This is a genomic window from Pleurocapsa sp. CCALA 161 (assembly GCF_003003995.1).
Taxonomy (GTDB): Bacteria; Cyanobacteriota; Cyanobacteriia; order Cyanobacteriales; family Xenococcaceae; genus Waterburya.
In genome coordinates, this window is record NZ_PVWF01000069.1 from 1 (window position 1) to 13,471 (window position 13,471).

At 36.0% G+C, this 13,471-nt stretch carries 13 protein-coding genes and 1 pseudogene; all 14 read left to right on the forward strand.

What is annotated here, in order from left to right; translation table 11 throughout:
- Nucleotides 1–348 precede the first annotated feature (348 nt).
- The 14 genes and pseudogenes from C7B62_RS16080 (at nt 349) to C7B62_RS16145 (ending at nt 13,447) form a co-directional block, all read left to right on the forward strand.
- Nucleotides 349–1,413, forward strand: a complete 1,065-nt coding sequence (locus tag C7B62_RS16080) for a glycosyltransferase family 2 protein (protein WP_106238775.1) — start codon at nt 349–351, stop codon at nt 1,411–1,413.
- Between the two features lie 399 nt (nt 1,414–1,812).
- Nucleotides 1,813–3,636, forward strand: coding sequence for an ABC transporter ATP-binding protein (locus C7B62_RS16085; RefSeq protein WP_106238779.1), 1,824 nt, complete (start codon nt 1,813–1,815; stop codon nt 3,634–3,636).
- Nucleotides 3,637–3,716: 80 nt separating this feature from the next.
- Nucleotides 3,717–4,856, forward strand: a complete 1,140-nt coding sequence (locus C7B62_RS16090) for a histidine phosphatase family protein (RefSeq protein ID WP_106238783.1) — start codon at nt 3,717–3,719, stop codon at nt 4,854–4,856.
- An 81-nt stretch (nt 4,857–4,937) separates the two neighbouring features.
- Complete coding sequence (locus tag C7B62_RS16095) at nt 4,938–6,467, forward strand: iron uptake porin (protein ID WP_106238787.1); 1,530 nt, start codon at nt 4,938–4,940, stop codon at nt 6,465–6,467.
- 276 nt (nt 6,468–6,743) lie between these two features.
- Entirely contained in the window at nt 6,744–7,094 is a 351-nt protein-coding gene (locus tag C7B62_RS16100) for a nucleotidyltransferase family protein (RefSeq protein ID WP_106238790.1), read from the forward strand.
- Nucleotides 7,057–7,383, forward strand: a complete 327-nt coding sequence (locus C7B62_RS16105; protein ID WP_106238794.1) for a DUF86 domain-containing protein — start codon at nt 7,057–7,059, stop codon at nt 7,381–7,383. The genes C7B62_RS16100 and C7B62_RS16105 overlap by 38 nt, the downstream gene beginning before the upstream one ends.
- Nucleotides 7,384–7,655: 272 nt before the next feature.
- Nucleotides 7,656–7,895: a DUF433 domain-containing protein gene (locus C7B62_RS16110; protein ID WP_106238798.1), complete on the forward strand. Its 240-nt coding sequence runs from the start codon at nt 7,656–7,658 to the stop codon at nt 7,893–7,895.
- Between the two features lie 11 nt (nt 7,896–7,906).
- Nucleotides 7,907–8,149 (forward strand): annotated as a pseudogene (locus C7B62_RS16115) (DUF5615 family PIN-like protein); the annotation flags it as partial.
- Between the two features lie 80 nt (nt 8,150–8,229).
- The gene (locus C7B62_RS16120; protein WP_106238809.1) at nt 8,230–8,430 is read left to right on the forward strand and encodes a hypothetical protein; all 201 of its coding nucleotides are present in this window, start codon (nt 8,230–8,232) and stop codon (nt 8,428–8,430) included.
- Nucleotides 8,417–8,680: a type II toxin-antitoxin system RelE/ParE family toxin gene (locus C7B62_RS16125; RefSeq protein ID WP_106238812.1), complete on the forward strand. Its 264-nt coding sequence runs from the start codon at nt 8,417–8,419 to the stop codon at nt 8,678–8,680. The genes C7B62_RS16120 and C7B62_RS16125 overlap by 14 nt, the downstream gene beginning before the upstream one ends.
- A gap of 353 nt (nt 8,681–9,033) precedes the next feature.
- Nucleotides 9,034–9,561: a type IV pilin protein gene (locus C7B62_RS16130; protein WP_106238815.1), complete on the forward strand. Its 528-nt coding sequence runs from the start codon at nt 9,034–9,036 to the stop codon at nt 9,559–9,561.
- A gap of 120 nt (nt 9,562–9,681) precedes the next feature.
- A complete protein-coding gene (locus tag C7B62_RS26585) occupies nt 9,682–10,197 on the forward strand; it encodes a type IV pilin protein (RefSeq protein ID WP_106238819.1) in 516 nt (171 codons plus the stop codon).
- Nucleotides 10,198–10,215: 18 nt separating this feature from the next.
- Nucleotides 10,216–11,007 (forward strand): hypothetical protein, encoded by a 792-nt coding sequence (locus C7B62_RS16140; RefSeq protein ID WP_106238823.1) that lies wholly within the window; start codon nt 10,216–10,218, stop codon nt 11,005–11,007.
- A 271-nt stretch (nt 11,008–11,278) separates the two neighbouring features.
- Nucleotides 11,279–13,447: an O-linked N-acetylglucosamine transferase, SPINDLY family protein gene (locus C7B62_RS16145; protein WP_106238826.1), complete on the forward strand. Its 2,169-nt coding sequence runs from the start codon at nt 11,279–11,281 to the stop codon at nt 13,445–13,447.
- Nucleotides 13,448–13,471 lie beyond the last annotated feature (24 nt).

Genomic DNA, 13,471 nt, shown 5'->3' on the forward strand with positions numbered 1-13,471 from the left:
AGTCCTAAAGGATAAGCTTCGCAAATAGGTAGTGGGTAGTCCTAAAGGATAAGCTTCGCAAATAGGTAGTAGGTAGTCCTAAAGGATAAGCTTCGCAAATAGGTAGTAGGTAGTCCTAAAGGATAAGCTTCGCAAATGGGTAGTAGGTAGTGGATAGTGGGTAGTCCTAAAGGATAAGCTTCGCAAATGGATAGTGGGTAGTCCTAAAGGATAAGCTTCGCAAATGGATAGTGGGTAGTCCTAAAGGATAAGCTTCGCAAATGGGTAGTGGGTAGTAAGTCAGATGCTAAAAGCTAACAATTAACAATTAACAATTAACAATTAACAATTAACAATTAATTATTAACCATGAACGAGAAAAAAGTAACTTTAGTCGTTGTACCTAGAGAACGTTTTAGCTATACTCGCGAATCTCTAGAAAGTATTTATCAATGTACTTCTTATCCTTTTGATTTAGTTTATGTTGATGGTAATTCCCCAGAACATATTCAAGAATATCTAGTTAATCAATCATTAGAAAAAGAGTTTAAGCTAATTAGAACTGAACACTATCTTGCCCCCAATCAAGCCAGAAATATTGGCATACAATTCGTTAAAACTGAATATGTCATTTTTGTTGACAATGATATTCATGTCGCACCAGGTTGGTTAGAAAAGTTAGTGAACTGTGCTGAAGAAACTGAAGCAACAGTAGTCTGTCCTCTAGTTTGTATTGGTAAAAACCTCCATTCCAAAATCCACTTGGCTGGAGGAGAGGCACACATTGTCCTAGAGGTCAAAAACGACAAGATGAGACGCAAAGTTCACGAAAAGCATTATTTTGTCAATCGTCCTCTAGCAGAAGTCCAAGACAAATTACAACGGCGAGAATGTGAATTTGCCGAGTTTCACTGTATGTTAGTCCGTAGAGATATTTTTGACACCATTGGTTTATTAGATGAAAAGCTACTCAGCACTAGAGAACACATTGATTTCTCGATGTCTGTTACCAATGCTGGTGGCACAATCTATTGTGAACCTGATTCTGTAACTACCTATGTACCTGATTCTGGATTTGAATGGTCAGATTTAACTTACTTTATGCTGCGTTGGAGTGATGCTTGGGAAGTAGCAAGTTTAGAACACTTTATGCAGAAGTGGGATTTAACCAAAAAAGATAAATACTTCAAAAAACGCTACAGTCGCTTAGGACAACGCCGTCATCAAGCTTTCTTACGTCCTTTAGTTAAACAACTTTCTTTTGGTGGTTATGCAACTTGGCTAGAGAAGGTTTTAGTGGCGATCGAAAGAAAAATCAATCGATACATCAGTCATCAGTCATCGGTAACCAGTCATCAATCATCAGTTATTGTTGAAAACTTTGTTGACTCAACTAAGTACCAATCTTCTCGCCAATTGAGTAATAATACTTAGTTAATTTTTTGGAGGTTGGGTTAGCGACAGCGTAACCCAACGAAATCTTATGCTGTGTTGGGTTTCATTCTTCAACCCAACCTACATTTTAAAGGTAATAATACTTAGTCAATAAGACTGTTTAAAGTTTTGTTGAGTTAAAGAGATTTTTTGAATCAAGAAAAACAGCAAGTTATTAACTGACTTGGATTTCAAAGCATTAAGAATAGTAAAGCTTTTTAATTTAGTTATGAAGGGCAAATTTATCAGGTTATGTGTAGCTTAGTTATTCAACAATTTTATCATAGTCCAAAACGCTAATAAAATGGTTAGCTATTCTCAATAAGATTTTAATATTTTCTTTAGCTTAACAAAACTTAATTAGAAATAGATGAACGTATACATTAAACATAAATAATAATGAAGAAAAAGCGACCTAAGAATCTAAACGAGGGAATATCGGGACTTAATCGCATAGTTAAGCATTTTCTTCCCCAAATTCGTCAACAGGGAGGCTTACTTACTATTTCCTTCCTGGCATTATTAGCCGAAACGGGTTTGCATATGCTTGAACCTTGGCCGCTAAAGTTTATTTTTGATGAGATTATTTTTAAAGGGTTTAAAGTTGAACGTTTAGAAGTTCCTTTCTTAGATAACTTTAATGTCATTACCTTATTAACCCTGTTAGCAGTTGCCTTAGTAATTATTGCCTTGCTACGTGGCTCAATGGCTTATGTCAGTACGGCAGGAATGGCAGTAGCTGCAACTAAGATCTTGAGTGAAATTCGGGCTAATTTATATTCTCACATTCAAAGTCTGTCTCTTTCTTTTCATAACAAAGCCAAAACAGGGGATTTAATTACTCGCGTTACTTACGACATTGAAAGATTAAGAGAAGTTACCGTGGTTGCTGCTTTACCTTTAATCACCAACACCTTAACCATGGTGGGAATGCTAGGGGTAATGATGTGGCTCAACATGCAATTAGCTCTCATTGCGGTGGCTATTTTTCCCATATTTTTAATGACCACTGCCACTATGAGCAAACGTATTCATAAGGTGGCTACAAAACAACGCCAAAGAGAAGGAGTAATGGCAGCTAATGCAGCCGAAGCCATCGGTGCGATCAAAGTAGTGCAAGCTTTATCTCTCCAGTCTCGTTTACAAAAAACCTTTGCCAAACAAAACCAAAAAAGCCTTAATGAAAGTGCGCAAACTCAGAAACTACGGGCAGGACAAGAGCGTACCGTAGAAGTGCTAGTAGCGATCGCAACGTCAATTGTCCTTTGGCGAGGAGTACAGTTAGTGATGGTTGGCACTCTTACCCCTGGTGATTTACTGGTATTTATCACCTATCTGAAAGTAGCTTTTAAACCCATGCGTCAGTTAGCTAAATATACAGGACAAATTGCTAAAGCGATCGCCTCTGGAGAAAGAATTATCGATCTCTTAGAAAGAGTACCTGAAGTTAGAGATTCTAAATGGGCTTATCCTGCACCTCCGTTTCGGGGAATGGTCGAGTTTAGTGGAGTCAGTTTTGCCTACGAAAATCAAAACAATACTCTCAATAATTTATCTTTGACTGTCTTGCCAGGGCAGAAAGTAGCTCTAGTTGGTGCTTCTGGTGGCGGTAAATCAACTTTGGTTAGTTTACTACTACGTCTTTACGATCCCCAACAAGGTGGAGTATTAATAGATGGACATGATCTTAGAGAATACACTCTCGATTCCCTCAGAAAACAAATCAGTATTGTCTTACAGGAAAGTATTCTTTTTGCTGCCAGTATTAAAGATAATATCGCCTATGGCTGTGTCGAAGCGACTGACAAAGAGATCGAAATGGCTGCCCGTTTAGCCAATGCCCACGATTTTATTATGGCACTTCCAGAAGGCTACGATACAGTTGTGGGAGAAAGAGGCTCAACCCTTTCAGGGGGACAAAGACAACGAATTGCGATCGCTCGGGCTGCCATTCGTAATGCTCCCATCGTTATTCTCGATGAACCTACAGTGGGACTAGATAATCATAGTGAACGCCTTGTTACCGATGCCTTAGATCGTCTAACTCAAACTTCAACGACCTTTTTAATTACCCACGATTTAAGAACTGCCAAAAATGCTGACCAAATCTTTTATCTGGAAGGAGGACAAGTTTTAGAACAGGGAACACATGAACAATTAATGAAGTTAGGTAAGCACTATGCCACCCTTTATCGCTTACAACAAACCGTTCAGGTTAGTTAAGTATAAACCCTTATTTTGAAAATTATTTAGCTTATTAAATACCTCTATATATACAGTATTTGGTGAGCATTAATTAACTTATGAATAATCTCTTATCTCCCTCTACCCCCTTTACTAAAATAATCCTTGTCCGTCATGCTCGCACTACTTATAACGAACAGGGTAGATATCAAGGTAGTAGTGATGAATCAGTATTAACAGAACAAGGACATCAAGATGCTTTATTTACAGGATTAGCTTTGCAACAGTATAATTTTGATGCGATTTATACTAGTCCGTTAACCAGAGTCCAACAAACTACTCAAGTAATTCTTGGGGCTTTAAAAGCAACAAATAATCTACCTCCTGTATTTATTGAGCCTAAGTTAACTGAAATTTCTATGTCAGATTGGCAAGGATTATTTTATCAAGAGGTTAAAGAAAATTTTGCTGAGGATTATAGTTGTTGGCAGAACACGCCCCATCTTTTTACTTTTAATAATACTTTTTTTCCTGTTATAGAACTATTTAAACAAGCACAACAATTTTGGCAAAAAATTTTAACTAAACATCAAGGTCAAACTATTTTAGTTGTGGCGCACGGTGGTACTAATCGGGCATTAATTAGTACAGCAGTTGGTTTAAATCCAGAATATTATCATAGTTTACAGCAATCTAATTGTGGGATCAGTTGTTTAGAATTTCTTCCAGATAATAACTTTGGCGAGCTTAAATATTTAAACGTTACTAGTCATTTAGGCGAAACTCTTCCAAAACTTAAAGCAGGAAAAACTGGCTGGCGATGGCTATTATTATCCAAGGCTAACGCTAAAAATATAGTTAAATATTCCTATGTAACAAGATTAATAAATAGTAATTCAATTGAGTTACTATTAACCGATCACTCAGTATCAAAATACCCCATTGAAGAGCTAGCAGTTCAATATAAACTTCCTCATTTATCTCTAGCACAAAACCATTTTTTAGATTGGCAACAAACAATTATTAAGCGACCAAAGCACTTTGTTAATTCAGAACAGGCGAGTTTAACTACTGGTTTAATTATTGCTTCAGATAAATTATTAGCCCAAATTTTACACACAACTTTAAATATAAATACTTTAAATATTACAGATCATCTTGCTATCATTCATTACCCTCAAAATTATAGCTATTCAATCTTACAGGGAATATTGCCACTTATGGAAGTGAGCAGTCGAAAGTTAACAGTTAATCAGTAATCTTTGATTAACCCACATATTGCCTTACTTTGATCTTAATTGAAGTAAGATAGATGACATTGCCTTGCTATCAACAAATTAATGAAAAGAAAATTTAAACAAAAAATTAAATTAGGAATTATTATAATCACATCTTCTCTTAATACTTCTGCTGCTTTAGCCAATAATATCGAATCAATTCCTTCTGTATCAAAAATAAAAAATATTCACACTAGAGACTGGGAATATCGAGCTTTAAAATCTTTAGCTCAACGTTACAATTGCACTTCACAATGGCAGAGCGATGAGACATTTTCTCCACTTCGCGATTGGCGCAGCCACGCCAAAGGCGATCGCCGTAATTTACCGATAACTCGTTATGAATTTGCCGTAGGTTTAAACAGCTGTCTACAACAAATTGATACTATTACCTCTCAACAAGATTTAATAATTTTGCAGAGATTACAACAAGATTTTACTCAAGAATTAGCTCGATTAACTACAAAAGTAGAGCAGCTAGAAACGAATATTACTCAACTTGAATCCGAACAATTCTCCACTACAACTAAATTTAATGGTCAGGCTTTATTCTTTTTAACCGATAGCTTTGGACAAGAAAATAATAGTCAGACTACTTTTGGCTATCGCACCAGATTAATTTTTGATACTAGTTTCTCTGGTCAAGATCTCTTACGAGTGCGTTTAGAAAATCGAGATCTTCCCCGTTTAGATGATGTCACAGATACTTCTTTAAGTCGTTTAGGCGTTGATGGGGATACCGACGATCTAACCGAAATATCAGAACTATCTTATACTTTTCCTGCTGGAGAAAACACAGAAATCCTTTTCGGTACAGCAGGAGTGAGTCTGAATGATGTGGGAGAAGTTTTAAATCCTTTTTCCAGCAGTAGTAGCGGTGCTGTTTCTCGCTTCGGGAGAAGAGATCCTGCAACTTTACGCGCCCCTGGAGGGTCAGGAATTGGCATTAAACAGGAATTTAGCGATAAAATCTTGGGATTTGCTGGTTATTTCATCAATGATCGAGACGTAGCCGATCCTCAAGCTGGTAGAGGCTTATTCGATAGTTCTTATAGTGCGATCGCCCAATTAGTAATCGAACCAAAGGATGAATTAACTTTAGCTGCTACCTATACTCGTACCTATGAACGCAATGATGATGTTAATTTAATGGGGTCTACAGGAGTTGAAGAAGCTAACGAACCTTTTGGACAAAATGCTACTGCCTCAGATAATTTTGGTTTACAAGCTAACTGGGAAGTCACATCTGGGTTAGAAATTGGCGGTTGGTTTGGCTATACTCAAGCGCAACAACAGCAAAATGGCGATGCTAGCGCAACTATCCTCAACGGTGCGTTGACTTTTGCTTTCCCCGATTTATGGGCAGAAAATAATGTGGGAGGAATTATTATTGGTGTACCACCTGTAATTAGCGGTCATGATGATGATGATTTGGTTACGGAAGAAACTCCTTTACATATAGAAGCTTTGTACCGCGTTAAAGTCAGTGACTATATCGAAATTACTCCTGGAGGATTCGTCGTTATTAACCCTGATACTGAAAATGGTAATACTTTGTGGGTAGGAACAGTGAGAACGGAATTTAGCTTTTAATACTTTCGAGGGGTTCTCATCGGGTTAGGGCAATTTAATTTTTACCAAACAAGCTAAAAGCTAGGGCGAATCGCCCCTACGAGGATTTTGGATATTACCTGGAAATTGATACAATCCCCAATGCGATCGCCCTACCTAAATTCTCTGATTTAAAATGCGATTAGGCTCCCCTAAAGGACTCCTAAAGGATACCGCTTCGCATATAGCTTTGCGTCGCGCCTACCCTTTGGGATCGCTGTTTCTTTCAATTGCCAATACTGAAGTTAAAATTTAAGCATGAAGATTAATCCCGCTCAGCATTTTAATATTCAGCAAATTCAATTGCAGGAAATCTGTCAGCAATGGCAAATTACTGAACTTGCCTTATTTGGATCGGTCTTGAGGGATGATTTTAACTCTAAGAGTGATATAGATGTATTAGTAAGTTTTGCTGAAGAGGCGAAGATTACCTTTTTTGATCTCGACACTATTGAATCTCAATTAAGTAAGCTATTTAATCGACCTGTTGATCTTGTTACTAAGCAAGCAATAGAACAAAGTCATAATTGGATACGTAAACAAAATATTCTGAGTAATTCTAAAATTATCTATGAACAAAGATCGGGAAATACTTCTAGATCTTATTAGAGCTTGTAGACTAAGCATCCAATTTTGCGCAGATCTAGATTGGCAAACTTTTGCTCAGGATCTTAAAACTCAATCATCAGTGCTGTATCAAATTGTGATTATTGGCGAAGCAGTAAACAGATTATCTTCAGATTTTATTGTTAACAATCCACAAATTCCCATTCGGCAAATTAAAGGAATGCGTAATCGTGTTGTTCATGAGTATAAAGAAGTAGATTTGAAAATCCTTTGGGAAGCTATGCAGACAAGTATTCCTGAATTGCTTAAAGAGCTAGAAAAAATAGCTTAAATACAGGCGATCGCCTTATCCAAATCCTTGATACATAAACAACATCGCACCACCGCATATGTACGTTAGGCGTTTGACATGTGTACATTGGGCGTTTCATATGGGTAGGGGCGTTTCGCGACGCGAAGCTAATCCTTTGGGGGAAACGCCCCTACCAGGGTTTATCGATATTACCTGGAAATTGAAACAATCCCCAATGCGATCGCAATATCAAAGATCGAAAAAGAAGCTTTGCCATTACTATAGATTGTATAATCTCAGCCCATAAAACTATGAGTAATCAGCAATTACTAAGCCGTATAACTACCAATGCCGAAGTCATGGTAGGTAAGCCTGTAATCAAAGGTACGCGATTAACAGTGGAGTATATTCTTAACCTCTTGGCACAAGGTGCATCTGTTACAGAGATTTTAGAAGAATACGATGGTTTAGAGGAGGCAGATATCAGAGCTTGTTTATTGTTTGCGGCTCAGTCTCTCGAAAATACTACCTTTATGCCACTTTCTGTTTAGAATAAGTGACAATGCGTTTTTTAGTAGATGAATGCACTGGTACTAGAGTAGCCGATTGGTTAAGAGAAGAAGGATACGAAGTATTTTCAGTTTACGATCAAGCGAGAGGCATCAGCGATGATGTGATTATTAACAAAGCTTTTGATGAGAACTGGATTTTGATTACGAATGACAAGGATTTTGGTGAAAAAGTCCATCGAGAAAAATACCCCCACAGAGGAATCATTTTTCTCCGTCTACAAGATGAACGCTCTACCAAAATTCTCTACATATAAAGGCGATCGCCCGATCCAAATCCTTTATAATTAATTTCATCATTTGAATTATCTTAAACATGATTAATAGTGAAGATTTGACTGTAAACTACATCACTAATGAAGCAGGAGACAAGACTGGTGTCATTTTATCCATAACTCAATTTGAGGAATTACTCGAAGACTTGGCAGATTTAGCAACTATTGCTGAAAGAAGTAATGAATCAGCCACAAGCCATGAAGATGTAGTTGCTGAGTTAAAACGGGATGACCTCATATAAAATTGAGTGGAAACAATCAGCTAAAAAAGAATTAAAGAAACTAGATAGGCAAATCATACCGAGAATTTTACAGGCGGTAGAAAGCTTGGGAGATAATCCATATTCTTCAGGTAGTAAAAAACTGATTGGAAGTAACTCTAATTATCGCCTTCGTGTAGGTGACTATCGCATCGTTTACAATATTCAATCATCGATACTGACCATAGAAATTATTAAAGTTGGTCATCGTCGAGATATTTATCGCCAATAGTGCGATCGCTCTATTAAAATTCTCTACATATAAAGGCGATCGCCTCATCTAAATTTTCGATATATGAACAACATTACACCATCGCACATTGTGTGACTGGTGTTTCGTATGTGTAGGGGCGAACGGTTATTCGCCTCTACCCATATCTATTAATTTGATCTTCTTCAAATGCTCATCAAAAATGTGATTTAGATCGCTGTTACCATACCCTTTAACTAGTAGCAATTAATATCAAAAAAAAAGTTTTTTAAGGTGATATGTTTTATCGATCTATTGGGTAAGTTATCAACAGGAAAACAAAAACCCTAAACAAACACACAAACAAACTTTTATTTAATCGAAGGATATATCTAATGAATAAAGTATTTACTGCAAAATTTTTACAACATCTCAACAAAAAGAAAGCAGATAATCAAGAAAAAGGTTTTACATTAATTGAATTATTAGTAGTAGTAATCATCATCGGTGTATTGGCTGCTGTTGCTCTACCCAACCTCTTATCTCAAGTTGGTAAAGCCAGAGAAACAGAAATCAAAAACACTACTGGTACGATCAACCGCGCTCAACAAGCTTATCATTTTGAAAGACAAAATTTTGGCACTAGTGCTGCTGTATTGGGCGTAGCAATTCAAAATGAATATATAGATAACGTTAATACTGGTATTACGGCAACTAATGCTACTACTGGTCTTTCTTCTGCTGTTTTCGTGCCAGCAAATGCTGAGTTTGCTAATGATGGTACTCGAGCTTATGCTGGTGGTGTTTATCATAGTGGAGGTAACTATTCTACCTTTGTGTGTCAGTCTAACGAACCAGCAAGTACCACTACTGCGCCAACTGTTGCGGGAGCTTGCGCTTCTAATGCTGTCAAGGTTAGGTAAGCTAAGCTTTTAATCAGACTTAAAGTTAATTCGCCATCAGGATTAACCGAATCAGCCAGAACACCTCAATGGTATCTGGCTATTTTTGTAAAAAATTATGTATTGAGAAAAACCTAAAAAATGAATCAAAAATTCAAAATTAGATTGTTTTTCCGCCTTCTTTTCGTTAACAAGAACAACGGTTTTACTTTAATTGAGCTACTAGTTGTAACTATTATTTTAGGTATTCTCGCTGCTATTGCCTTGCCTAACTATCTCAAGCAGACTGGTAAAGCTAGGGAAGTAGAAATAAAGCATGCTGTTGGCACGATCAATCGAGCGCAACAAGCCTATCATTGGGAAAGACGAGTTTTTGCTCAAGGTGCTAACGATACCGAAATAATCGAGGAATTACTCGGACTTAATTTTGATAACAGATATATCGACGCATATAACATAATTGTCGATACTAATTCTGCCACTGTTGCACCATCCAACACTCAATATCAAGAAGACGGAACTAGAGCCTATTCAGGAGGCGTTTTTGTTTTATCAGGTAACTATAGCACGATCGTCTGCCAATCTTTTGACGTAGCTAGCAATCTTCCTGCACCTATTAATTCTAATAATTGTGCCTCTGGCGAAAATCTGAAATAAGAATATCGATTATTAATCATGAAACTACCAAATAAATTTTTTGCTGCTAGTTTGTTTCAGACTTCAATTACTTTTATAGCTACTGTAATTTGTGTTGGTAGCGTAGTCAGTTTACAGCAAGCTCAACTTACAGCGATGGAGCAAAAAAACACAGGTGACTATACAAAACAAGAACAATCTAAAAAAATTTATCTAGATACACTTAAACAAACTCCTACTTTTGGATTTAGTAACTTGGTAGGCAGTTTAATTTTTCTTGATTTTATTCAATATTTTGGCGATGCTGCTGCTCGCGATCAAACTGGATATACTCTCAACACAGATTATTTTGCAGCAGTAGTTAAACACAATCCTCGTTTTGTAGAAGCATACCTTTATTTAGCTCCAGCAACATCCTTATTTGCCGGTAAACCAGAAACAACAGTTTCTTTGAGCAAAAAAGGATTAAAATCTTTATCTCCAAACATTGACAAATCCTATCTGATTTGGACATTGAAAGGAGTAGATGAATTATTATTTTTAGGTGATACAAAAGCAGCACAAAACTCTTATGAAACTGCTGCCCAATGGGCAAAAGTTCAAAATGACGAAACCAGCCAGACAATTGGTAACCGAGCTAAAGAAACAGCGGTATTTTTAGCAACTAATCCAGACAGCAAAAATGCACGGGCAAGTTCTTGGATAATGATTTACTCTAATGCTAGAGATGAGCAGACTCGTCAAACAGCACTCAGTAATATTGAACAATTGGGTGGAGAGGTAATTGTTACACCTAATCAAGTAACGGTAAGAATGCCAGAAAATAGTTAAAGCTGGTATTATGTTTATTTCGATTAATAAATAAAGATAATCATGCTTAATTAATGCCATCGCTAGAAAATATTCTTAAGAAATTAATTAAAATAATTTTAATTGGATAGCTAATAGTCATTAAAAGATAAGTTTAGCCTAACTAGGTTACTACCTTATTTTTTATTTAAAATTCTATAGTACTATGAATAAATTGCTCGATTGACATTATTGCTTAAACAGGTTAGTAATTAATTGAATTTGTATTTATAAGTAATATATCTTTAAGATTATGATTACAGCCTGGAAAGAACCAGCTTACGAATATTTACTTAAACAAGATTACTTAGCAGTTGCTCATTATTACGAAGAAGCCTTAGAAACAGAACCAAAAAATTATAATTATTATTGGTATTTAGGATTAGCTTATTTACTACTAGAACAAGAAGACGAAGGGCAAGCAACTTGGCTAGTAGCTATGTCAGCAGGAAGCCAAGAAGAAATTGAAATATGGACGACACATTTAGTAGAAATTTTGTCGACTGAAGCGCAACGACAAGAATCGTTAGGTGATGATCGAAAAAGTTTGTTAATTAGGAGACATCTGCAAGAAATAGCTCCTACATTACTAACTAATCTTCTAGCTTTGATTCCATTAACTATTAACTTAGGATACTTTCATCCCGAACTACTTAAAAAATGGGAAGTTATTGAAATAGTTAAAGATGCTAATTCCGCTCTTATCGACTCCCAGTCCCTTTTAAAAGTTATAGAATTAATTCTAAACTTTCCCAGTTATGAAAGTTTAGCTTTAACAGAAGTAAGTTTACCTCATTTAATTCAATTAACAGAATGTTGTTTATATAATATTTTTACAGTTTTAATCAAGGTAGCTTATCAACAAAACAAAACTTCATTTGCAGCAGATATTGCAGAGCTGTGTTTAAATTTTTATCCGAATAATTTATATATACTTAAGCACCTTTGTGGTTTTTATCTTTATGGCGTAGAGCATCAAAAAGCAATTAAAATTGCCCAAGATTTTTTCCAAAATAGTAATTGTTTATCTCAAAAACTTTTTGCCAATTTTCGATTAATTCAAGCCTTGATTGGTGCAAGTGCCTGGAAAGAAGTAAAAGAAATTGCTCAGCGTCACAAAGATTTACTAATACAAGTAATTCAAGAGAAACCCAAACAATTAGATTCTGGTATTGGTAGTTCTTTTATTTGCATCACAGGTTTATTATCATATTTAGAAGATAATCCCCAAGAAAGTCGCTATTTCTATAATCAAATTGCTCAATTATTTCAACAAGATTTTTGTGCTAAAACACCTGCTTTAGTTTCCAAAGCAAATTTCAAACAAATTAATAAAACTTTAAAAATTGGCTATATTGCTCATACTCTCAAAAAACATTCAGTTGGTTGGTTGAGTCGTTGGTTATTGCAACATCACAATCGGGATACTTTCCAAATTGCTCTTTATATGATTAATCAAGCTGAGGATGAATTAACCCAAAAATGGTTCAGACAAAATGCAGATATTATTCATAATTTGCAACCAGATGCTTATACTATTGCCAAACAAATTCAAACAGACGAAATTGATATTTTAGTTGACTTAGACAGCATAACTCTAGATATTACCTGTCAAGTTATGGCACTCAGACCAGCACCAATACAAGTTACTTGGTTAGGCATGGATGCTTCTGGTTTACCTACAATCGATTATTTTATCGCCGACCCTTATGTCTTGCCAGAAAATGCCCAAAATTATTATGTGGAAAAAATTTGGCGTTTACCTTGTACTTATGTAGCTTTAGATGGATTTGAAGTAAGTGTACCAACTCTACGAAGAGAAGATTTAGGAATACCTGTTGATGCTGTTGTCTATCTCAGCGCACAAAGCGGTTTCAAACGACATCCCGATACAATTCGTCTTCAGATGCAAATTCTCAAGGAAGTATCTAGCAGTTATTTTTTGATTAAAGGCGTAGCAGATGAGCAAGTAATTCAACAGTTATTCATACAAATAGCAGAAGAAGAAGGAGTAAAATCAGACAGATTAAAATTTTTATCTAGAGATATTAATGAATGTACTCATCGTGCTAACTTGCAAATCGCTGATATAGTACTCGACACTTATCCCTACAATGGTGCAACTACTACTTTAGAAACTCTATGGATGGAAATTCCTTTGGTTACACGAGTAGGAGAACAATTTGCTGCTCGTAATAGTTATACCTTTTTGCATAATGTTGGAGCTGAAGAAGGTATTGCTTGGACTGATGAAGAATACGTAAAGTGGGGTATTAAATTAGGTAAAGAAAAAGCTCTACGTAAGAAAATTAACTCAAAATTAAAAGCAGCAAAACAAACTTCTCCTCTCTGGAATGCTCGACAATTTACTCGTGATATGGAACAAGCTTACCAAAAAATGTGGATAAATTATTGCTCCTAGTTAGATCTATTTTGTAATTAGCAA

Excerpts from the sequence above, each read along its gene's own strand:
- C7B62_RS16080 (WP_106238775.1), top strand. The coding sequence starts at position 349 with ATGAACGAGAAAAAAGTAACTTTAGTCGTTGTACCTAGAGAACGTTTT.
- C7B62_RS16085 (WP_106238779.1), top strand. The coding sequence starts at position 1,813 with ATGAAGAAAAAGCGACCTAAGAATCTAAACGAGGGAATATCGGGACTT.
- C7B62_RS16090 (WP_106238783.1), top strand. The coding sequence starts at position 3,717 with ATGAATAATCTCTTATCTCCCTCTACCCCCTTTACTAAAATAATCCTT.
- C7B62_RS16095 (WP_106238787.1), top strand. The coding sequence starts at position 4,938 with ATGAAAAGAAAATTTAAACAAAAAATTAAATTAGGAATTATTATAATC.
- C7B62_RS16100 (WP_106238790.1), top strand. The coding sequence starts at position 6,744 with ATGAAGATTAATCCCGCTCAGCATTTTAATATTCAGCAAATTCAATTG.
- C7B62_RS16105 (WP_106238794.1), top strand. The coding sequence starts at position 7,057 with ATGAACAAAGATCGGGAAATACTTCTAGATCTTATTAGAGCTTGTAGA.
- C7B62_RS16110 (WP_106238798.1), top strand. The coding sequence starts at position 7,656 with ATGAGTAATCAGCAATTACTAAGCCGTATAACTACCAATGCCGAAGTC.
- C7B62_RS16120 (WP_106238809.1), top strand. The coding sequence starts at position 8,230 with ATGATTAATAGTGAAGATTTGACTGTAAACTACATCACTAATGAAGCA.
- C7B62_RS16125 (WP_106238812.1), top strand. The coding sequence starts at position 8,417 with ATGACCTCATATAAAATTGAGTGGAAACAATCAGCTAAAAAAGAATTA.
- C7B62_RS16130 (WP_106238815.1), top strand. The coding sequence starts at position 9,034 with ATGAATAAAGTATTTACTGCAAAATTTTTACAACATCTCAACAAAAAG.
- C7B62_RS26585 (WP_106238819.1), top strand. The coding sequence starts at position 9,682 with ATGAATCAAAAATTCAAAATTAGATTGTTTTTCCGCCTTCTTTTCGTT.
- C7B62_RS16140 (WP_106238823.1), top strand. The coding sequence starts at position 10,216 with ATGAAACTACCAAATAAATTTTTTGCTGCTAGTTTGTTTCAGACTTCA.
- C7B62_RS16145 (WP_106238826.1), top strand. The coding sequence starts at position 11,279 with ATGATTACAGCCTGGAAAGAACCAGCTTACGAATATTTACTTAAACAA.